The sequence below is a fragment of the Paenibacillus chitinolyticus NBRC 15660 genome (assembly GCF_000739915.1).
GTDB lineage: Bacteria > Bacillota > Bacilli > Paenibacillales > NBRC-103111 > Paenibacillus_F > Paenibacillus_F chitinolyticus.
In genome coordinates this window covers 335012-356918 of sequence record NZ_BBJT01000005.1, presented here as the reverse complement: position 1 = coordinate 356918, position 21907 = coordinate 335012, and the positions used below count along the sequence as shown (strand labels likewise).

Below are 21907 nucleotides of genomic sequence, written 5' to 3'. Positions count from 1 at the left end.
AAGGCGGAGATGATAAAATGGGAAAGACTTTCGATGACGAACGGAGCTGTTTATTCGCATGAAACGCTATTATTTCTTCGATTTTCCGATTGATCTGATCTTTATCGTGTTCGTATTTGTCGTGCTGCTTGCGGTTTTGGCAGTCGTGCTGCGGAAGGGAGGGCGCTATCGTGACAGGCAGAAGAAAAGGGGAATGGATTGAGCTGGCGCTGCCGGGCGATACGTGTGCATGGGAAGAGGTCAACGCGGTACTGCCGGTTCCGCTTAAGCTATGGCGCAAGCTGGAACGCGAAGACGGAATCCGCCGGCAGGGGAAGAAAGTTCTGCTGAAGGTATTTCCCGATGAGCCTTCACCCGTGCCGGGGGAATGGACCGACCTGCAAGTCTTGTTCGAAGACGACTACCTGCTTGTCGTCAACAAACCGGCGGGGATGGCGGTTCATCCATCGGAGCCGGGACAGCGAGGAACACTGGCGAACGCGGTGGCCGGCTATTACGAATCCACGGGCCAAAGCTGCGGCGTCCGCCACATTCACCGGCTGGATCAGGATACAAGCGGAGCCGTGCTGTATGCAAAGTACGAGCTGCCGCACCTTCTGCTCGATGAAGCGATGCGGGAGAAAGCGATCGGGCGCATTTACGCGGCCGTCTGCGGCGGACTGCCGGCGCCTCCGGCCGGAACGATTTCAGCCCCGATCGGTAAAGACCGTCATCACCGGGCGCGCCGCCGGGTGTCTCCCGGAGGGGACGCGGCAGTGACCCATTACCGCACGGTAGAGAGCTTCAGAGACGCAGCCCTGCTGGAGCTGCGTCTCGAAACCGGGCGGACGCATCAGATCCGCGTACATATGAGCCATATCGGCCATCCGCTGCTCGGAGATGAGCTGTACGGCGGACGGATGAACGCTTTCGGAAGGCAGGCACTGCACGGCGCGCACCTTCTATTCCGTCATCCGGTCACCGGCGAAGAGCTGGCTGTCGACGCTCCTTATCCGGATGATTTCCGGGAGCTTCTTGCCGCTTTGAACGCATAAATGACAAAATGCAGTCATGCCATCCTCCTTCTATCATATACATAGTAAAGAACGGAGTCCCGCGATAAGGCGCAGCTTTACTAGAGGACAACCGAAGGGAGGATGGCAACGTTGACGGAAGAGCAGAACGGTCTGCGATTCGACATTTACGAACGCGTACATTTGGCGGAAGGAGCCGCAGGCATACGGGATTTGGACGATGTGGAACTGATTCCGAGCATAGAGGTGATTCCCCAGCAGGAACAAGCTTTGTTGAAAGGCAGCCTGCTGCTGAACGGAAGCTATCTGGATGAGCAGGACACGAAACGGTCGCTGGAGCATTCCATTCCGGTGGAGATTACGCTGCCGCTCAGCCGGGTGCAGCGGATCGAAGATATTTTGGTCGATATCGAAACGTTTGATGTGGACGTACTGAATTCACGGAGCCTGAATGTGACCGGGGTTCTTTCTCTGCACGGTGTGGAGATGGCTTATGAAGCCGGCGGCTGGAGCGAAGAGGACGAAGAGGTTGTTTTCGTGCATGAAGCGGCTTCCGCTCCGCAAAATGCTCCGGCAGAGCAGTGGAGCGAACCTGCCGGCGGAGCCGATGAACTCGAGCTTCGTCAGCAGACGGAATATTCGGCTTCGGCGGATGGACAGGCGAAGCTGCAGCCGCCGACGACATCGGCTCAGCCCCAGTACCAGGCCCAGCCTCAGGCCCCGGTTTATCCGGGCAGCGCGTACAAGGCCGAGAACCCGTGGCTGCGCGAGACGCGGACAGAGCAGCCCGAGGTCCAGGCGGCGGCGCCGAGCGCCTGGGACCGGCTGGCCACGCCGAAGTCTCCTCCGCCGCAGGAGGATTCGTCCGCTTCGTATGCGGACCGGTCTTTCGGCGAGCTGACGCTGCACCAGCTCTCATCCGAGCGATCATACCGCAGCGCGGGCGTGGAAGAGGCGCAGGAGCAGCGCTCTCCGTCTGCGGCTGCGGGACAGCAGCCGCTTGCCCAGGCGGCGGACCCTGCTTCGGCCTCCCGGGAGGAGCAGGAGGCGGCCGGTCAGGCGGAGCGCGAGGAAACGGCTCCGGCCTTCAGTGTCGATGCCGAAGTCATCGAGCCCGAGAGAGACCCGGTGCCTGCTTCCGCTCCCGCCCAGGAGAGTTTGGAAGTATTCGCCGATGAAGAGCCTGCCGTGCAGGAAGAAACGAAGGAACTGAAGGTGGCGTTCGGAAGCAAGAAGCAGCAAGACTCGCCATCGTCCGGAGGTTCCGGTCTTCAGTCGCTCTTCGCAAACGGCGCAGGCAGCAGTGCGTCTTCTTACGAACATACCGAAAAGGATGAGCGGGAATACGCCTTGGCCTCCGGTTCGGAAGAATCCAAAGCGGATGCCCTGGAATGGAAAAAACTTTTTATCCAAACGGAAAAAGAGGATCAGCAGTTCCGCAAAGTGACGATGTGCATCGTTCAGAAGGAAGATTCACTGGATCTTATCGCCAAACGGTATGAGATCAATCCAAGGGAGCTTCAGCTCTACAACCGGCTGGAGGATCAGGAAGTCAGCCCCGGCCAAGTCCTGTATATCCCCGGGAAAGCCGTATTTTCTTCCTCCGACCAATAATCCGGCAGGCAATCCGGCAAGTTCAAGTTCCGATAACTTCCGATAGCACGGATGAACAGAATAATTGGGGTTGAAAGAGAAGCCGCCGCGTGCGGCTTTTTTTCTTTTGGCTGACCGGAAGCTGAGCCGGGCCGGCTTGCGGCGCACTAAAAGGAAAGCATAGGAGAAGCTCCTAAAAATTTGAATGGAAACGCTTGCAAAAAACAGCTCTTGAGACCGTATCCGATTGGGCTGAAAGAAGGAAGGCGCGCGCCCCCTTGTGTCCAAAGTCACTGCCGGGAGGCGAATAATACCTGAGCCGTCCAAAAAACGGCGGTTTCCGCGGGGTTGAGTCTCTCCGGTAGAGCGGAATGTCGGCTTTTCTGCAGGCAAAGCTCACATGAGACGGGAAATTAGTAACGGAATTACCCGGAAGACTGGGACGAAAATCCGGAGTTTGTCCCGGTTTTTGGACGAAGTAGGTACAGGCCGGGACTATTCCAAGTAAAATTGTGGGAATTAAATCCGGTTCCTTTTCTGCCCCTAAATGCGTCCCTAAGACCTAGGTTAGTTACCCCGTCCCACCCCCAAATCGAAAATTGAGCCGAACGGCTTTCCCTGGGACCTGTCTTTGGTATCATCTGTTAAAAATTCGTTTACGACCCCCCGAAAGCCCGTGGAGCCAGTCCTTTAAAAGCATTAGGGGGTTTTTCGAGTGGAAAAAAAGCATGAACGGACCGTGACCTTGTAGAGAGAAAGGTCTGATTCGTTGTACCTTGCAAGAAGCGGAAGATAGCATTTTAATCGTAAAATACCGCGAAATAATTATAAATAACTGGAAAAAGAGATAAATAAAAACAAAAACAAACAGGAAATCCAGCTCATACTTCGCTGTGCAAAATAAGCAAGAGTGACTACATGAATTTATAACTATACACCCTCATGCAATCCATACGTTTTGTGACATAATTTTAGTAACATTCGGATCTGGAGGGAAAATGAATGATTGATATCCATACACACATCCTTCACGGTCTGGATGATGGGCCAGGCAGTCTGGAGCAATCGCTCGAAATGGCGCGAATGGCGGTGTCGAATGGAATATCGACGGTATTCGCTACGCCTCATCATCGGACGAGCCGCTATTACACCCCCTCTGCTGACATTGAAGAAGCGGTAGCCGGGTTGAATGAGTCCTTATTGGAGCACGGCATTCCGCTTCACGTTAAAAGCGGCCAGGAGATCCGCGTTACCCCGAATCTGATCAATGACTGGTACGAGGATACTTTGCTCACGCTTGGGGGAACCCGTTATCTGCTGATTGAATGTCCGGCTTACTCCCTTCCTGCGGAGCTGGCCGAGATCTGCCATGAATGTTCGGTTTTGGGACTCGTGCCCGTAATTGCGCACCCCGAGAGGAATGCGGAGGTTGCGGGAGATCCGGACAAGCTGCTGCAGCTTGCGGAATGGGGAGCGGTATTTCAGCTCACCTCGGATTCCATCCTGGGCACATTCGGCTCGAAAGTACAGTCGCTCGCCTTTGAGCTTTGCTCCCGCCGGTTGATTCATCTGGTTGCGTCGGATGCGCACGATCTGGTTCGCAGGCCGTTCAGGCTGAGTGAAGCCTATGAGAAGATAGAGGCGAAGATAGGCGGGGATTACGCGGAATACTGCCGCCGGAACGCTATCCGGGTAGCGAACGATCTTGCTTTGGAAAAAAGGGAACCGGTCGCAGGCAGGCCCCGGAGGATTTTTGCGATGTTCCGTTGAATGGCGCACCTCTGTGCTTTAAGGTTACAAAGCGGCAATTAGACATTGTTTTAATGCGGTGAAGTATGGAAAAAAGCAGCTTGCTGTCCGCAGGCCCTCATCGGGCCGCGTCATACGGATACCAAATGAAAGCGAGGGATTCAGTTAGGTGAGTATAGATTTTGAAATTAAACGGTATTTGGCTGTCCTCCGTAAAAGGCTCTGGCTTATTCTGCTGATCGTGGCGGCGGGTTGTCTGATTACTGGCGTCGTAAGCAAATATTACTTAAAGCCCGTTTATCAGGCTTCCACGAAGCTGATCGTCAACTCCCCTGCGGATACCCAGGGAATGCTGCGGCTCGATATGAATGCGATCAACACAAATATTTCCCTGATCCACACGTACAAAGAAATTATCAAAACACCGGCGATTATGGATCTTGTCGTCAAGGAACATCCGGAATACGGAGTGACCTCCGACGATCTTATGCGGCGTATCCAGTTCAGTTCGGTCAGCGATACGCAGATTTTTACGCTGAGCCTAGAAGATGCTTCCTACTCCAAAGCAGCTCAGATGATTAACACGGTGGCGCAGATGTTCCAGAAGCAGATTCCGAACATTATGAAAATCGACAACGTCTTCGTGCTTCATGAGGCGGACCCGGCCAAAACGCCGGCACCGGTCAAGCCGAATGTGCCGCTGAACGTGGCCATTAGCTTCCTGGCTTCGCTCATGTTCGCGATCGGACTCGTTTTCGCACTCGAATATTTTGACGATACCCTGAAAACAGAGGAAGACGTGGAGCATTATCTCGGCCTTCCGACCCTTGTAGCGGTCCCTGAAATACGGGCCGGAGACATGAAGCCCAAACGCACCCCGATCGGGAAGAAAGTAGGTGAAGCATCCGGTGTCCCCATCCAATAAGCAGCGACCGATTATCGCTCACAGCAATCCCATGTCGCCGATATCCGAAACGTACCGCACGCTGCGGACAAACATCCAGTACTCCGGGGTAGATGGAGAAATCCGGACGCTGATGGTTACCTCGGCAAGTCCCTGGGAAGGGAAGTCCACCACCATCGACAACTTGGCCGTCGTGTACGCCCAAACGGACAAAAAAGTGCTGCTGATCGACGCGGACCTGCGCAAACCGACGGCTCACCGCACGTTCGGCCTCTCGAACCGCACCGGATTGACCGATGTGCTGACGCGCCAGGCCGAAGTGGAGGAAGCGCTAAAGGAGACGGATATCCCGGGTTTGTATGTCATGACCTGCGGCACCTTACCGCCTAACCCGTCCGAGATTCTCGGTTCCCTGCGGATGAAGGAGCTGCTGGAGCGGCTCAAACAGGAGTTCGACGTTATTCTGGTCGATACGCCTCCCGTCCTCGCCGTCAGTGACGCCCAGGTCGTGGCGACCCAGTGCGACGGCGTCGTGCTCGTCGTTAACGCGGGCGGAGTCAAACGCGAGCTGGTGCAGAAAGCGCGGGACAGCCTGCAGTTCGTCCATGCCCGGGTGCTTGGCGTCGTCCTGAACAAAGTCGCCCGCAAGGACGCCAAGATGAACACGTATTACGACTATAGCAGCTGATTTACTTAGGAAACGGCGGCTTTCTCCATTTAGATTCATCATCCTTTTATCAAAACGGTTTCCAACACTAAGGGAGGGGAAAAGATGAGTTATTCTAAACGGACGCCCATGCTTGTCCTGATCGACATGATTATCGTATGGGCGAGCATTTATCTGACTTTCCTGGCGCATTTCCGGGGCGGCATTCCGCAGGAAGTCATGAGTGTCATTATGCTCTACACACTGGTATCCGGCATCTCGCTGGCGTGCGCGATGTTTTACTTCCAGCTCTATAACCGGATCTGGCAGTATGCCAGCGTCGGTGAAATGGTTGCGATCGCCAAAGCGGTCATCGTCTCCTGTCTGATCTCGTATGCGGTGACGTCGTTCCTGTCCGCCGGAGAAATTACGCTGTACATGTTCCTCCAGAATCTGAACGGCATCCTGCTTATGCTGGGCGGATCAAGGTTTGTCTGGCGCGTATTCTGCGACAACTTTTACGGCAGCTCAAGATCCCGGGGCGGCAAACCCGCCCAGCGGACGCTTGTCGTCGGAGCCGGAAGCTGCGGCGTCATGTTCGTGAAGGAGCTTGCGCACAACGACAGCTTCATGATGAAGCCGGTCGCCTTCGTGGACGACGATCCCTACAAACAGAAGCTTCAGCTTCACGGCATACCGGTCATGGGAAACCGCCTGGACATTCCCCGGATCGTGGAAGAACAGCGGATCGACGATATTATTATCGCGCTGCCTTCGGTGTCGAAGACGCAGATTTCGGACATTATCAACATTTGCAAAACGACGAAAGCCCGTCTGAAAATCATTCCGCTCATCCAGGAATACATCCAGGGTAAAATGGCGGCCAACCAGATGCGCGACGTGCAGGTGGAAGACCTGCTGGGGCGCGATCCCATCCAGACGGATCTGCAAAATATCGCCGATTATGTACAGAACAAAATCGTGCTGGTCACCGGCGCGGGCGGGTCTATCGGCTCCGAGCTGTGCCGTCAGGTAGCCCCGTTCAAACCGGCCCGGCTGCTCCTTCTCGGCCACGGCGAGAACAGCATTTACGGCATTGAGATGGAAATGCGCCGGCTGTTCCCGAATCTTCCGATCGAAACCGTAATCGCCGATGTGCAGGACCGGACCCGCATTGCGGACGTGTTCCGCGAATTCGGCCCGCAGGTCGTCTTCCACGCCGCTGCGCACAAGCACGTGCCGCTCATGGAGCGCAACCCGTCGGAGGCGATCAAGAATAACGTATTCGGCAGCAAAAACGTGGCGGAGTGCGCGGACGAATTCGGCGCGGAGCGTTTCGTGCTGATTTCCACGGACAAAGCCGTCAACCCGACGAGCATTATGGGGACGACTAAACGGATTGCGGAAATGTTTATCCAGAGTCTGGACAAGCACAGCAAAACGAAATTCGTGGCCGTCCGCTTCGGGAATGTCCTGGGCAGCCGGGGCAGCGTGATCCCGAGATTCAAGGACCAAATCGCCCGAGGAGGCCCGGTAACGGTAACCCACCCCGAGATGGTGCGTTATTTTATGACCATTCCGGAGGCGGTGCAGCTCGTGATTCAGGCCGGAGCTTTCGCCAAGGGCGGCGAGGTGTTCATTCTCGACATGGGCAAACCGGTTAAAATCGTGGATCTCGCGACCGACCTTATCCGGCTTTCCGGCTATGAACCGAACGTCGATATCGATATCGAATTTTCCGGTATCCGCGCGGGCGAGAAACTTTACGAGGAGCTGCTGACCAGCGAGGAAGGCATGTCTTCCACGATACACGACCGGATTTTTATCGGAAAGCCGATGAATATCAACCGGACCGAGCTGGAGTTCGAAATGCGCCGTCTCGAACGCGTGCTCGGCAGCGATCCCGAAGAAATCCGCGCGCTGCTGCAGCATCTGGTGCCGACCTACCGCAATGTTTCTTAAAACCAAAGCAGGAATGGAATTGAATCCGGGATGAGCATACATACAACCGCGAAACCACTTACACAGCGTTCTTTATCCAAAATGCTGATGAAAAGCAGCTCGCTGTCTTTCCTGGTCAACGTAGGGGGAATCGGCATCGCGCTGATTATGCAAATCCTCCTGGCCAGGCAGCTCGGCGCCGTCAGCTACGGCTATTATTCGTTCGTCACGACCGCAGTGACGTTCCTGGTTTTCCCGACGAAGCTCGGGTTCGACACGGCCATCGTCCGCTACGTTTCGTCCTACCGGGCACACGGGCAGTGGGCGGAGGTGAAAGGCCTGCTCCGCCGGGCGAATCAGATCACGGCGGGACTGTCGCTGGCCGTAACGGTCATTTCGCTCCTCGTCGTGCTTCTGATGAGCGGATCCATGAACGGCGAACTGCTCTACACCTACATAGCCGGCTTGCTCGGCATTCCGGTGATGGCCCTGGCCCTGCTCCGCCAAAGCTCCCTTCAGGCGCTGAAGGAGATGCTGCACGCGCAGCTGCCGGAGAAAATCATCCGCCCGGTCGTTTTCATCGCGCTGCTGTTTCTCTACAACGCCATCGCGGACACGAAGGCCGGAGCGGGAGAAGCGATGCTGCTCTTCCTGGCCGCCATGGCCGTGTCCTACGCCATCGGCGCATGGGTGCTGAAGCGCAGGCTGACTCCGAAGATCCAAGGAGCGGGCACCGCCTACAACACCCGCGAGTGGGTGAACGTCTCCCTGTCGCTCATGTTCGTCTCGGGCATGTACCTCGTGCTGGGCCAGCTCAACGTGCTGATGCTCGGCTGGATGGAGGGGACGACCGAGGCGGGGATTTACGGGGCGGCCGTCCGGATCGCGACGCTCGTTTCGTTCGGTCTGACGGCCATCAACATGACGGCGGCTCCTTTCATCTCGGAGTCTTACGCCAAGAAGGACGACAAGCAGCTCCGGCATGTGCTCAGCCTGAGCAACCTGGCGGGATTCCTGTTTGCGGGCGTCATCTATGTTGCCTTCCTGTTTCTGAACGATCCCATTCTCGGCCTGTTCGGAGAAGAGTTCAAACGGGGATCGCTGGCGCTGCTGATTTTGTCCACCGGCCAGCTCGTCTCCGCTTTCAGCGGGCAGACGGGTACCCTGATGACGATGACGGGTCAGCAGAAAACATTGGGCCGGATTTTAGCCGGTTCCGCCGTGCTGAACATTGTGCTGAACTTTGTCTTGATCCCGGCCTTCGGCATGCTGGGGGCCGCCGTTACGAATCTGCTCTGCACCGTCTGCTGGAAAACAGCCATGGTGATCGTTATCCGGCGTAAGCTGGGCATTTCCATCGGGATGTTTGCCTGGATGACCGCCAACAAAAAGCGAGGGAACTAACGTGAAACATATATTGCTTGCGGGCGTGCCCCATTCGACGAACCTGGGAGACGGTCTTATCGCGATGACCGTCAACCAATTGATCCGCACCTGCGGGGAATATACCGTCACCAACTTTGATTTGACGGCCGGTCTGTACAGAGAGACTCCGGTCCGCAGCGGTTCCGTTCAGCGATCGGATGGAGGACCCGCTCTAACCCGCGAATACAAACTGAACGAAGTCAGCGTGAAAAAAAAGCTGACGCCGGATTTTCTGCGCTACATGAAATCGTACTCGGTCCATAAGCGCAAAGACGCCGTGCTCGGCGAGCAGATCCGCGAGCTTGTCACGCAGGCGGATGCGGTTCTGATCGGCGGCGGGCATTTGTTTATCGACACCTACTTGTCGTTTCCCATCGCCATGCGCCGTCTGGTCCGGGAAGTGAAGAGACAGGGGAAGCCGCTTCACGTCGTGTTCGTCGGCATGAGAGGGCCTTGGAGCTTTCTGGCCCGGAAGTGGTTTACCGATATTTTGCATTACGCTAAAACGATTTCGGTCCGTGACGAAGATTCGCTGGCTTATTTACTTTCCATCGCTCCGTCACTGGCGCACAAAGCCGTCGCTCTATCCGATCCGGCTCTCGTTACCCTGGAAGCTTTCCCCGGAAAGCGTGCGGCCGCAATTGCGAAACTGCCTTCCGTCCGGACCGTCGGGCTCGGCATCATGGACCCCAACGAAATGAGGCGGCATTCCTCTTACGTATGGGAACGGGACGATTGCGCCGATTGGTGGCACAGTCTGGCGAAAGGGGCGACCGACGGCGGCAGCCGCGTCCGGGTCTTTACGAACGGAGCGGACACCGACAACGCCTTCGTGGAACGTTACATCAAACCGCGGCTGGCCGGAATGCCCGGTGTGGAATTCGCCCCTTATCCGGGCGATGTCGGGGATCTGGTCGAAAGCATCCGGGACTGCGATACGGTTATCGCCCAGCGCCTGCATGCGTGCATCCCGGCCATCTCCTTCGGCAAGCCGACCTACGGCATCGCCTGGGACAAAAAGCTGGCGAGCATTTTTAAAGATCTGGGCCTCTCGGGGCACGTGCTCGATTTCCGTACGGACCCCAAAGCAGTGCTTGCCGGGCTTGTCCCGGAGAAAAGCCGCCAGGAAGGCTCCGTCCGGATCGTCAATCAGAAAAAACGGGAACTTGTTACTTACGTCGGGAGGATTCTGCATGAAGCCTAAAACGAAAATTCTTCACGTCGTCGGAAAAATGCATCCCGGCGGGATCGAAACGCTATTGATGAACTTGTACCGGACGATTGACCGGGATAAATACGAATTTCATTTTGCCGTACAGTTTGAGGAAAAAGGATTTTACGATGACGAGATCATCGAGCTGGGAGGCCGTATTTTCAGACAGCCCCATCCGAAAAAAGGGCTGCGTGCCTTCCGCCGTGCTTTCCTCGCCAACTTGAAGGAACACGGACCGTATCAGGTCGTGCACAGCCACATCTACCAGTTCAGCGGCTATGTGCTGAAGCTTGCCGGAGAGATGAACGTGCCGGTTAGAATCAGCCACAGCCACAACACACACGACAGCAAGCGGGAATCGTGGCTGCGCAACCTGTACCGGAGGTACATGCGGGGATTGATCCGCAGCAACTCCACAACGATGCTCGGCTGCTCCCGCTCCGCCTGCGAAGCGCTTTTCGGGCCCGACTGCTGGGGGGACGAGCGGGTCGTCGTGTTCCCGAACTCGATCCAGGTCCAGCCTTACGGGCAATTGGAGAGAGACCGCTCGGCCTACCGCAGAGCGGTCGGGGTCACGGACCCTCATGTGCCTGTGATCGGGCACATCGGAAGATTCAGCGAGCAGAAGAACCACCGGTTTCTGCTCGACATCTTCGCCCGCTTCCTGCGGACCCGTCCGGACGCTCAGCTTGTGCTGATCGGGGACGGACCGCTGCGCAGCGAGATGGAAGCCCGGGTCCGCGAGCTGGGAATCGCGGACCATGTGCACCTGCTCGGGGTGCGCAAGAACATCCCCGAGCTGATCGGAGCCTTCGACCTGTTCCTGCTGCCTTCGCTGTACGAAGGACTCGGCATCGTGGTCATTGAGGCGCAGGCTGCGGGCGTTCCGTGCCTCATCTCCGATCAGGTGCCCGCAGAAGCGGACCTGAACCTGGGGCTGGTCAGCCGGCTGTCCCTGAACGAATCGGCCGATACGTGGGCCGGGGCGATCCGGCAGAAAACCGTCGGATCACGGCTAGACTGGCCCGTCCGGCTGGAGGCGCTGCAGGAGTGCGGATACGACATTCAGACGAGTGTGCGGAGACTGGAGCGGATGTACGCTGCGGCGCCATAGCTCTGCAGCCGGGCTCCCGAAGGGAGCGCCTCCTCTTCGGAACCTGTTCGTGATCGGATATGTACTCCTTATGCTGCTTCTGGAAAAAGGAATTTTTCAGCTGGATGAGCGCATGGGAATCATTTCTTTTTTCGTTCTGCTGCTGCCGCTCTTCTGCATGATCCGGTGGCCGGATCAGCCGTTTCTGCTGTATATCGGCTTTTGCGTGATGCTGATCGGGAAGTTCGTTTATGCGCTCACCGCGACTCCCTTGGCCGGACCCGACGAAAATCATTATTACGAGCAGGTCGTCACGTACCTGGGACTGGGTGATTTTCTGAATTATGCCTTTGAGCATATTTCGACCTATCTGTTTAACTCATCGGCGTATCCGATTTTCGGACTTATGTACATGCCGTTCTTTAAATTTCTCGACGTGTCCGATCCGCTTGTCATCATTACGTACAACTCGGTTATGCTGATCTGGATCGCTTATCTGATCTATGCGCTGAACCGGTCGTTTTTCGGCTATGAGCAGGCAAACCGCCGCATGTACGAAGGCTGGATCATTCTGGGGCTGTTCGTCAGCCCGTCGTTCATGATGATGACTTCGCTTTTTGCAAAAGACGTCACCTGCGTGGCGCTCGGCCTGTACTGCACGCATCTGCTGCTGAAGCGGAAGTACGTTTTGTTCCTGCTCGTGATGCTGTACGCAACCGGCCTGCGCGATTATGCCATCGTGTACACGCTCTGCTTTTACCTGCTGTTTACGAAAAGATTCAAAACCGCGGTCGCCATGCTGGTCGTATCGGCCGGCGTGCTCGCCGTCAAAATCGGCGGACTGGGCATCGTCAATGCGGTATTGCTGACGGCCTTCCTGTTCCTGAGCCCCAATCCCGTCAATCCGGAAAATTGGGAAACGAACGTGATGTATCGTTCCATGGAAGCCGTCGCGATGCTCGTGGCGCTTGCTTTTGCGGTGCTGATGTTTATCCGATATAAGGAGACGAGAGCGTTTTACCGGATTGTCGTGGTGCTGCTCTTCGCTTATGCCTGCACGCTGGTGCTCGTCGGCTACATGACCGTAACGGGACGCGATCTGGAATACGGCGTCGGCACGATCGGGGACAACATGGTGCGCAAGAAGCTCCCCATTCTGCCTCTGCTGTATATGTTTCAGGCCTATACGGCCGGCTGGACGCTGAAATGGCTCAAGTCTATCCGCGACAAAAGGAGAGGAATTCATGAGAGGCCGAGACCGGTTTCACAAATTCAAAACGGTGCTGGACATCGTCATCCGCATTCTCCGTCTCTTCCCGAGGCCGGCGCTTAAGTACGCCTGGACGCTGACCGATCTTCTGCCGGACACGGCGGGGGTGGCGATGCGATACTGTCTGCTGAAGTGTCTGACGCTGAGCTGCGGAGACAACGTCTTCGTCGGCCGGTCGGTGGAGATCAAATACTGGGAGCGCCTGCGGATCGGCAGCAATGTCAGCATCCACAAGCAGTGCTACCTGGACGCATGCGGCGAGCTTCAGATCGACGACGACGTGTCCATCGCGCACCAGAGCTCGCTGATCTCCTTCCAGCACAGCTGGGAGAACGAGTCTCTTCCCATCCGCGACAATCCGGTCGTCTGTTCCAAAATCCACATTCACCGGGATGTCTGGATCGGCTGCGGATGCAGGATCTTGGCGGGCGCAAGCATCGGAAGCCGTTCTATCGTCGCTGCGGGGGCGGTCGTAACCAGACCGGTTCCCTCCATGACAGTGGCGGCGGGTGTGCCGGCCAAAATCATTAAGTCAATCAGAAAAGAGGGTCACTATGAACGTTCTGTGGGCACATGATCATACGTTTTACTTTACGGATTCGGGGAAATTTTACTCAAGCGGCAAGCTGCCTTACGCCGTATGGGAGAGGTATCTTTCCGTATTCGACTCTCTCACGGTCGTGTCCCGGGGCAAGAGAATGACCTCCGCCCATGAAATGGAGAAGAAAAGCTTGTCGAGTGGAGCGGGCGTCAACTTTATCGTCCTGCCTTCCCTCAGCAATCCCGTTAATAAAATTACGAAAAAGGGCTACGTCGAGCGCGTGCTGACGGAAGCGGTCATGAAAGCGGACGCGGTGATCGCCCGGCTGCCGAGCGAAATCGGCTCCGAAGCGATCGCCATTGCCAAGAAGCTGGGCAAGCCTTTTGCGGTCGAAGTTGTAGCCTGCGCCTGGGACGGATTGTGGAACTACGGCAGCGTGCAGGGCAAGCTGTACGCACCGATCGCCACGTGGAAAACGAAGTCTGACGTCAAGGAAGCTCCCTATGCCATCTACGTCACGGAGCAGTTTCTGCAGAAAAGGTACCCGTGCCCGAGCGGCCGCACCCAATCGTGTTCGAACGTCGAGCTTCCCGAGATGGGCGAAGATGTGCTGCAAAGAAGGCTGGAGCGGATCCGCAGCATGAAAACGCCGGTCACGATCGGTTTGATCGGTTCGTTAAACGGCAAAACTAAGGGCATCGACACCGCCTTGAATGCCCTGGCGCGAATTAAAGACCAGCTGCCTCCGTTCAAGTTCCGCATTCTCGGGGACGGGGACAAGTCGCGCTGGATCGCGATGGCGGGCAGCCTGGGGCTGCAGGAGAACGTCCAGTTCGACGGCGTCCTTCCGAGCGGCAGCGCGGTGTTCGGCTGGCTGGACAGCGTGGATATCTACATCCAGCCGAGCTTCCAGGAAGGACTGCCCCGCGCTACGATCGAGGCGATGGGAAGGGGCTGTCCCGTAATCGGCTCGACGGCCGGAGGCATTCCCGAGCTTCTCGATCCGGGCTGCCTGTTCAAGCCGGGCCAGGATAAACAATTGGCCGCTCTGCTTACGGGAACGGTCATCAACCGGGACTGGATGCTGGAGCAGGCGAGCCGAAATTTTGCCAAGGCGGCTAATTTCACCAAAACGAAGCTGGACCGCGACCGAAGCGAGTTCTGGCATTCTTTTCATCAATATGTAAGCAGGGGAGTGTAGGCAGGTGTCCATTCTGATCACCGGATCGGCCGGTTTTATCGGCTATCATTTGGCTTTAAGGCTGCTGGAAAGCGGAGCGAAGGTAGTCGGCTACGATAATCTCAACGATTATTATGCCGTTACGCTGAAACAAGACAGGCTGAAGCAGCTTCAAAATTACCCGAATTATCATCATTATACGGCCGATTTATGCGACCACGAGCAGCTTAACCGGGTGTTCGGCGAGCATGAAATCCGGGTGGCCGTCAATCTGGCCGCTCAAGCGGGCGTAAGGTACAGCCTCCAGAACCCGAGGGCTTACGCCGATTCGAATCTGACGGGATTTCTGAACGTTCTGGAAGCGTGCCGGACCTACAAAATCGACCATCTCATCTACGCGTCTTCCAGCTCGGTATACGGCGCCAACACCAAGATGCCGTTCTCGACGGACGATCCGGTCGACCATCCCGTCAGCCTGTATGCGGCTACCAAAAAAGCGAACGAGCTGATGGCTCATTCTTACAGCCACCTGTACGGGATACCGGTGACGGGGCTGCGCTTCTTTACGGTATACGGACCGTGGGGGCGCCCGGATATGGCGTATTTCTCTTTTACCCGCAACATTCTCGAAGGCAAGCCCATTCAAGTGTTTAACGAAGGCAAAATGCGGCGCGACTTTACGTATATCGACGACATCGTCGAGGGAATCGTGAGGCTGCTGGATCGCCCGCCCGCGCCGAATAAGGACTGGGATAGGGAAAATCCCGATCCGAGTACGAGCTACGCGCCTTATAAAGTGTACAACATCGGCAACAATTCGCCGGTTGAGCTGATGACGTTTATCCGGACACTGGAAGAGAGTCTGGGCACGAGGGCGGACATTGAGTTCAAACCCATGCAGCCGGGTGACGTGCAGGCGACTTTCGCGGACATTGACGCTCTACAGAGAGATGTCGGATTCCGCCCGTCGACGCCTATTTCGGAAGGGCTCCGCAAGTTCGCCGACTGGTATGTCGGGTATTACGGGTCCGGGTCTTAAAGCAAACGCATCTTAGACGGAAAGGAGAGGCTTCGCTTGAGCAAAATCGCCCATATTTGTACGTCGGCTATCTCTCACAAAATTTTGGCGGACAAAATGTCCGTCCTGCAGCAGGCCGGGCATGAAGTCCATCTGATTTCATCTCCGGAAGGCTACGATGAGCAGGCGATGAAGAACAGCGGACTCAAACTGAAGTTCGTGCAGATGAACCGCAAAATACGTCCGGTGGAAGATGTGCGTTCGATCCTCCGGATGAGAAGGCTTATTAAGCGCGAAGGCTATGACATCGTCCATACCCATACGGCCAAGGCGGGGATTATCGGACGAGCCGCCGCCTGGCTGGCCCGCACTCCGGTCATTATGCACACGAGCCACGGCTTGCCGTTCTATGAAGGCCAGTCGAAGACGGCTTACACGGTTTACCGGACGCTCGAAAAAATCGGCACGTACTTCTGCGATGCGCTTGCTTCCCAGAACCGGGAGGACATCACCAAGCTCCAGTCGCTGAACGCGGGCAAGATCGTGTACTACGAAGGCAACGGCGTCGACCTGGACAAGCTGGACAAAGCGGCCGGCACCATCAGCCGGGAAGAGCTGGAGTCGTTAAAGGCGACCTACGGTGTCCCGGAAAATAAGACCGTTCTGCTCATGGGAGCGAGAATGGAGCCGGTGAAGGATCATCATTTTCTGCTGGACGCGCTTGCCCTGCTGAAAAGCCAGGGAATCACGGATTTCGTTTGTCTGCTAGCCGGCAAAGGTCCGCTGGAAAAGCAAATCCTCGAACGGATTGCCGAACTCGGCCTGCAAAAAGAAGTGCTGCTGATCGGGCACCGTTCCGACCTGTATGCCTTTCTGAAAATGGCCGACATCGTCTTGCTGACTTCCGAGAAAGAAGGAATTCCCCGTTTTCTGATGGAAGCAATGGCTTTTTCCAAACCCGTGGTCGCAAGCGACGTGCTCGGAACGCGGGAGCTGGTCCGGCATGAGGATACGGGCCTGCTCGTTCCTTACAAAAATACCGGGGCGCTCGCCAAAGCCTTCCGCACCCTCATCGAGAACAAAGCGTACGGCACCATGCTGGGGCAAGGCGGACGACGCAGAATTGAACGGGAATTTACCGAGCAGATTGTCGTCAAAAGGCTGGAAACGATGTACAAGGAACTCCGTGCGGGAAAAAGACAAAAGGGCCGCATCGGAAGATGGCTGGGACATACCATCCTGCGTACGGCGGATCTTGCTATCGCACTGCCTCTGGTGCTTCTGCTGCTTCCGGTCTATGCGGTCGTCGGGCTTCTTGTCCGCATGAAGCTGGGTTCGCCGGTGCTGTTTAAGCAGAAGCGTCCGGGACGGTTCGGCAGACCGTTCCACGTCTACAAGTACCGGACGATGACCGACAAAAGAGATTCATTTGGAAATCTTCTTCCGGACGAAGTCAGGCTGACCGCATTCGGCAAAGGGCTGCGCAAGCTCAGCCTGGACGAAATTCCGCAGCTTTTGAACGTGATCAAGGGCGATATGAGCCTTGTCGGCCCACGGCCGCTGCTGATGGAGTATATGGAGCTGTATACCGATGAACAGAAGCGGCGCCACTGGGTACGGCCCGGGATTACGGGGTGGGCGCAGGTGAACGGGCGGAACGCGATTTCATGGGAAGACAAGTTCAAGCTCGACGTGTGGTACGTCGACAACCGCTCTTTCCGCCTTTACGTCAAAATTCTTCTGCTGACCGCCGTTAAAGTCGTCCGCAGGGAAGGCGTGTCGCAGGAAGGGCAGGCCACGACGACCAAGTACACCGGAAGCGCCGCATCCGGTATCGGAAGCCCGTCGTGAGGAGACTTCTGCTGATCGGCGACGGGGGCCACGCCAAGGTCGTGCGCGACATCGCGCGGGCCGGCGGGCAGTACGAGCTGGCCGCTGTGCTCGATGACCGCTATGCGGTTCCGGCCGACGGGGCGGACGGCCTGCCCCGCGGACCGGTCGCGCTGGCCGCCCGCATGCTCGCGGAAGACGAAGACCTGCGCGTCTTCGTCGCCATCGGCAGCGGGACGGTCCGCCGCAGGGTCGCCGGCTCGCTCGGCATAGAGCCAGGCCGCTTCGCGCTGCTGATCCATCCCCGCGCCGTCGTGAGCGGGGACGCGAGCCTGGCGCCCGGCACGGCCGTGATGCCGGGCGCGGTCGTCAACGCGGGGGCCCGGATCGGCGCCCACGCGATCGTCAACACCGGCGCCGTCGTGGAGCACGACTGTGTGATCGGCGACTACGCGCATGTGTCGCCGAACGCGGCCCTGGCCGGCGGTGTTGACGTGGGAGCGGGGGCGCACATCGGCATCGGGGCTTCCGTGATCCAGGGGCTCGCCGTCGGCGAGTGGAGCACGCTGGGCGCCGGAGCCGTGGCGGTGCGCGATATCCCCGCCGGATGCACGGCCGCGGGCGTGCCCGCCCGGGTGATCCGGCAGGCGTAAGCGGGTGACGGCTGAACGCCGCGCAGGGCCGGAGGCTCGCGCCTGGGATTCGCGCGCGTTGATCACCCGTCCGGGACGGCGAGCGAGTTACCCCGGCAGTCAGCCGATATGCGGGTGACCGACGTCATGCTGCACTTCAGCGTGCACCGGGAGCTGCGCTGCGCTCGGTGTGACCGGATTTAACGAAATGATTCTGATTTCACTCAATAAATCGTATTCCGTCAGGTATATAAACACGCTCTTATTCCATTTCAACGAATGACCGGATCAATCAAAGGAGGACCGAATATGGCTGTTCAACTTCAAACTCATGCTTCACCGGCCCGCGCCGCACAGCTTCAAACAGGGACCGCCCCCGGAACAGCGGATAGTCTGCCGGGAACCGGCCGGAGCCGTATTCTCCTATCTCCTCCGCACATCGGCGAGGAGGAGCAGAAGTTCGTCCGCGAAGCGTTCGAGACGAACTGGATCGCTCCGCTCGGACCGAACGTGGACGCGTTCGAAGCCGAGCTGGCGGCCTACACCGGCTCGAAGGGAGCCGTGGCCCTCAGCTCCGGCACCGCCGGTATCCACGAGGCGCTGCGTCTCCTTGGCGTAGGCCCGGGCGACCGCGTCCTGTGTTCCTCGCTCACGTTCGTCGCCAGCGTCAATCCGATCGCGTACCAGGGAGCGGAGCCTGTGCTGATCGACTCGGACGAAGCGACCTGGAACATGTCGCCGGCCGCCTTGGAGCGGGCTCTCGCCGAATCGAAGCGGGAAGGGCGGCTGCCCAAAGCGGCGGTCGTCGTTAACCTCTATGGGCAGAGCGCGGACATGCTGCCGCTTCTGGAGCTCCTCGACGCCTACGGCGTTCCCGTTGTTGAGGATGCGGCCGAATCGCTCGGCGCGACCTGTTCCGGGAAGTCGAGCGGAACGCTCGGACGTTTCGGCGTCTACTCGTTCAACGGCAACAAGATCATTACGACATCCGGCGGAGGCATGCTGGTGTCGGACGATATGGAAGCCTTGGAGAAAGCCCGCTTCTGGGCCACGCAGGCAAGAGATCAGGCTCCCCATTACCAGCACAGCGAGGTCGGCTATAACTACCGGATGAGCAACATTCTCGCCGGTGTCGGTCGCGGGCAGCTGCGTGTACTGGATGAGCGCGTGAACGCCCGCCGGGCCGTGTTCGACCGGTACCGCGAGGCGCTTGGCGGCATCGAAGGCATCGCGTTTATGCCGGAGGCGCCGTACGGCCGCTCCACACGCTGGCTGACCGCGCTGACGGTCGATCCGGCTGCGGCCGGCGTTACGACGGAAGAGCTTATCGCGCGCCTGGCCGCGGAGAATGTGGAGTCCCGGCCGGTCTGGAAGCCGATGCATCTGCAGCCGCTGTACGGCAAGTGCGCTTACTACCCGCATGAAGAGGGCGTAAGCGTATCCGACCGCCTCTTCGAACAAGGGTTGTGCCTGCCTTCCGGTTCCAGCCTCAGCGAATCGGATCAGGATTTTGTCATCGGCATTCTGCTACATGCTTTGAACGCTTAGAGCCACACGCAGTTAACGACCATAAGGAGGAATGAATCATGAAAGTGCGTAAAGCGATAATTCCGGCGGCAGGTCTCGGCACCCGGTTCCTGCCAGCTACGAAAGCCCAACCGAAGGAAATGCTCCCGATCGTGGACAAACCGACGATCCAATACATTATCGAGGAAGCCATTTCGTCCGGCATCGAAGATATTCTGATTATCAGCGGACGGGGCAAGCGCGCGATTGAAGATCATTTCGACAAGTCGTTCGAACTGGAAGAAACCCTGGACAAAAAGGGCAAACACGGAGAACTTAAACAAATTCAGGCCATTTCCGACATGGCGAATATTCATTATATCCGGCAAAAAGAACCGAAAGGCCTCGGTCACGCCATCTGGTGCGCCCGCAGTTTCGTCGGCAACGAACCGTTCGCCGTTCTGCTCGGCGACGATATCGTGCAATCCGAGGAGCCCTGCCTTAAGCAGCTGCTTCGCATTCATTCCCGCTACTCCTCGTCCGTCGTGGGCGTGCAGCGGGTCAGCGACGAAGATGTTTCCAAGTACGGCGTTATCGCGCCGAGAGGGTCGTCCATCGAACCGGATGTCTTTTTCCTGGAAACACTCGTGGAAAAACCTTCGCGCAAAGCGGCACCTTCCAATTATGCGATTATGGGACGCTATGTGCTGACCCCTGAAATTTTTGAAATCCTGGAAAATCAGGCGCCCGGAGCGGGCGGCGAAATCCAGCTGACGGACGCGATCCGCAGGCTGAACGAGCAGAAGCCCGTTGTCGCTTACAACTTCTCGGGCGTCCGTTACGATGTGGGGGACAAGTTCGGCTTCATCAAAGCCACGCTCGACTTCGCTCTTCAGCGCGAGGATTTAAAGCAGGATTTGCTGGGATACATTCAATCGGTTCACGAGCAGCATGCTGCGCTTCACAATCCTATCAGTAAGGTGGCGAAGTAGAATGGAAAAAATTACAGTAGTCGGAAGTGGCTATGTAGGGCTTGTTTCCGGAACTTGTTTTTCCGAAATCGGCAACCGCGTCATCTGCTGCGACGTCGATCCGTTCAAAATCGCGATGCTGCGCAAAGGCGAGATTCCGATTTACGAGCCGGGTCTCAAAGAACTAGTGAAGAAAAACGTCGATGCCGACCGTCTGTTTTTCACTTCCGAAATCGGCGACGCCATTGAAGCGTCCGACATCATTTATATCGCGGTCGGTACGCCGATGGGCGATAACGGTGAAGCCGATATGCGCTACGTGCACGAGGTTGCCCGGACGATCGGTAAGCATTTGAACAGCTACAAAATTATCGTGAACAAAAGCACGGTTCCCGTAGGAACCGGTGAGCAGGTCCGGCAGATTATTATGGAAAACCGGAAAAACCGCTTCGTCCAGTTCGATGTCGTTTCCAATCCCGAGTTTTTACGGGAAGGTTCGGCCATCGAGGACTGCATGAACATGGAGCGCGCCGTCATCGGCGCCACAAGCGACAAGGCGGCCAAGCGGATCGCCGATCTTCACGCACCTTTCCGCACCCGCATTTTCCAGACAAATCTGGAGAGCGCGGAAATGATCAAATATGCGGCCAACGCTTTTCTGGCCACCAAAATTTCTTTTATCAACGGAATCGCCAACGTCTGCGAACGTGTCGGTGCCGACGTCACCTCCGTTGCCGCAGGCATGGGTTTGGACAGCCGGATCGGCGCGAAGTTTCTGCAGGCGGGCATCGGTTACGGGGGAAGCTGCTTCCCCAAAGATACCTTTGCACTTTCTTATATCGCTGAAGAAGCGGGGTTCGATTTCTCCCTGCTGAAATCGGTTATCGCAGCCAACGACGAGCAGCGCTTGGTTGTCGTGGACAAGTTGAAACAGGCGCTCGGCTGCCTGGAAGGCAAAAAGATCGGCGTACTCGGACTTGCCTTCAAGCCGAACACCGACGATATGCGCTACGCCCCTTCCTTGACGATTATTCCGGAACTGGTCCGGCTCGGCGCCTACGTACGGGCCTACGATCCTATCGCGATGCAGGCCGCGCGTAATCAGATCGCCGAGTATTACGAAGATTTCGAGACGCTTGAAGAAGCGTTGGAAGGCTGCGATGCCTGCCTCATTTTGACGGAATGGAGCGAAATCGTCGAAATGGATCTGGCCCGGGTGAAACAACTGCTGACGGCCCCGATTATTGTGGATGGGCGCAATTGCTTCTCCGTCCGGGAAATGAAAGAGCGGGAGTTCGTTTATTATTCCGTCGGACGCCCCGCCGTCACAACCGGCAGCGCAAATGCCAGTGCGGCCAAAACCGTTTCGCTCTAAGCTTTTA

General features: G+C 57.1%; 19 protein-coding genes. All 19 read left to right on the top strand.

The window, feature by feature from the left end:
- The first annotated feature begins 58 nt into the window (after positions 1-58).
- The 19 genes from PCH01S_RS30910 (at position 59) to tuaD (ending at position 21900) form a co-directional block, all read left to right on the top strand.
- Positions 59-202 carry a hypothetical protein gene (locus PCH01S_RS30910; RefSeq protein ID WP_164977153.1) on the top strand — a complete coding sequence of 48 codons (144 nt, stop codon included), beginning with the start codon at positions 59-61 and terminating at the stop codon, positions 200-202.
- A complete protein-coding gene (locus PCH01S_RS14845; RefSeq protein WP_042230509.1) occupies positions 171-1034 on the top strand; it encodes an RluA family pseudouridine synthase in 864 nt (287 codons plus the stop codon). The genes PCH01S_RS30910 and PCH01S_RS14845 overlap by 32 nt, the downstream gene beginning before the upstream one ends.
- A gap of 102 nt (positions 1035-1136) precedes the next feature.
- The gene (locus tag PCH01S_RS14840; RefSeq protein WP_241688729.1) at positions 1137-2627 is read left to right on the top strand and encodes a LysM peptidoglycan-binding domain-containing protein; all 1491 of its coding nucleotides are present in this window, start codon (positions 1137-1139) and stop codon (positions 2625-2627) included.
- 981 nt (positions 2628-3608) lie between these two features.
- Entirely contained in the window at positions 3609-4376 is a 768-nt protein-coding gene (locus PCH01S_RS14835; RefSeq protein WP_042230505.1) for a tyrosine-protein phosphatase, read from the top strand.
- Between the two features lie 148 nt (positions 4377-4524).
- Entirely contained in the window at positions 4525-5280 is a 756-nt protein-coding gene (locus PCH01S_RS14830; protein WP_042230503.1) for a YveK family protein, read from the top strand.
- Positions 5264-5947, top strand: a complete 684-nt coding sequence (locus PCH01S_RS14825; protein ID WP_042230704.1) for a CpsD/CapB family tyrosine-protein kinase — start codon at positions 5264-5266, stop codon at positions 5945-5947. The genes PCH01S_RS14830 and PCH01S_RS14825 overlap by 17 nt, the downstream gene beginning before the upstream one ends.
- A gap of 84 nt (positions 5948-6031) precedes the next feature.
- On the top strand, positions 6032-7867 hold the full coding sequence (locus PCH01S_RS14820) for a polysaccharide biosynthesis protein (protein WP_042230501.1): 1836 nt from the start codon (positions 6032-6034) through the stop codon (positions 7865-7867).
- 30 nt (positions 7868-7897) lie between these two features.
- The gene (locus tag PCH01S_RS14815) at positions 7898-9250 is read left to right on the top strand and encodes a flippase (protein WP_241688728.1); all 1353 of its coding nucleotides are present in this window, start codon (positions 7898-7900) and stop codon (positions 9248-9250) included.
- Between the two features lies 1 nt (position 9251).
- Positions 9252-10475, top strand: coding sequence for a polysaccharide pyruvyl transferase family protein (locus tag PCH01S_RS14810; RefSeq protein WP_042230500.1), 1224 nt, complete (start codon positions 9252-9254; stop codon positions 10473-10475).
- On the top strand, positions 10465-11598 hold the full coding sequence (locus tag PCH01S_RS14805) for a glycosyltransferase family 1 protein (protein WP_042230498.1): 1134 nt from the start codon (positions 10465-10467) through the stop codon (positions 11596-11598). The genes PCH01S_RS14810 and PCH01S_RS14805 overlap by 11 nt, the downstream gene beginning before the upstream one ends.
- A 49-nt stretch (positions 11599-11647) precedes the next feature.
- On the top strand, positions 11648-12910 hold the full coding sequence (locus tag PCH01S_RS14800; RefSeq protein ID WP_042230699.1) for a hypothetical protein: 1263 nt from the start codon (positions 11648-11650) through the stop codon (positions 12908-12910).
- Complete coding sequence (locus PCH01S_RS14795; RefSeq protein WP_042230497.1) at positions 12822-13424, top strand: acyltransferase; 603 nt, start codon at positions 12822-12824, stop codon at positions 13422-13424. Before PCH01S_RS14800 ends, PCH01S_RS14795 begins: the two co-directional genes overlap by 89 nt.
- Complete coding sequence (locus PCH01S_RS14790) at positions 13402-14589, top strand: glycosyltransferase (RefSeq protein ID WP_042230495.1); 1188 nt, start codon at positions 13402-13404, stop codon at positions 14587-14589. Before PCH01S_RS14795 ends, PCH01S_RS14790 begins: the two co-directional genes overlap by 23 nt.
- Positions 14590-14593: 4 nt before the next feature.
- A complete protein-coding gene (locus tag PCH01S_RS14785) occupies positions 14594-15607 on the top strand; it encodes an NAD-dependent epimerase (RefSeq protein WP_042230493.1) in 1014 nt (337 codons plus the stop codon).
- Positions 15608-15643: 36 nt separating this feature from the next.
- Entirely contained in the window at positions 15644-17437 is a 1794-nt protein-coding gene (locus PCH01S_RS31660) for a sugar transferase (RefSeq protein WP_042230492.1), read from the top strand.
- Complete coding sequence (locus tag PCH01S_RS14775; protein ID WP_042230491.1) at positions 17434-18069, top strand: acetyltransferase; 636 nt, start codon at positions 17434-17436, stop codon at positions 18067-18069. Before PCH01S_RS31660 ends, PCH01S_RS14775 begins: the two co-directional genes overlap by 4 nt.
- A gap of 288 nt (positions 18070-18357) precedes the next feature.
- A complete protein-coding gene (locus PCH01S_RS14770; protein WP_042230489.1) occupies positions 18358-19596 on the top strand; it encodes a DegT/DnrJ/EryC1/StrS family aminotransferase in 1239 nt (412 codons plus the stop codon).
- Positions 19597-19634: 38 nt separating this feature from the next.
- Positions 19635-20546 (top strand): UTP--glucose-1-phosphate uridylyltransferase GalU, encoded by a 912-nt coding sequence (gene galU, locus PCH01S_RS14765; protein WP_042230487.1) that lies wholly within the window; start codon positions 19635-19637, stop codon positions 20544-20546.
- A 1-nt stretch (position 20547) separates the two neighbouring features.
- Entirely contained in the window at positions 20548-21900 is a 1353-nt protein-coding gene (tuaD, locus tag PCH01S_RS14760) for a UDP-glucose 6-dehydrogenase TuaD (RefSeq protein ID WP_042230486.1), read from the top strand.
- Positions 21901-21907 lie beyond the last annotated feature (7 nt).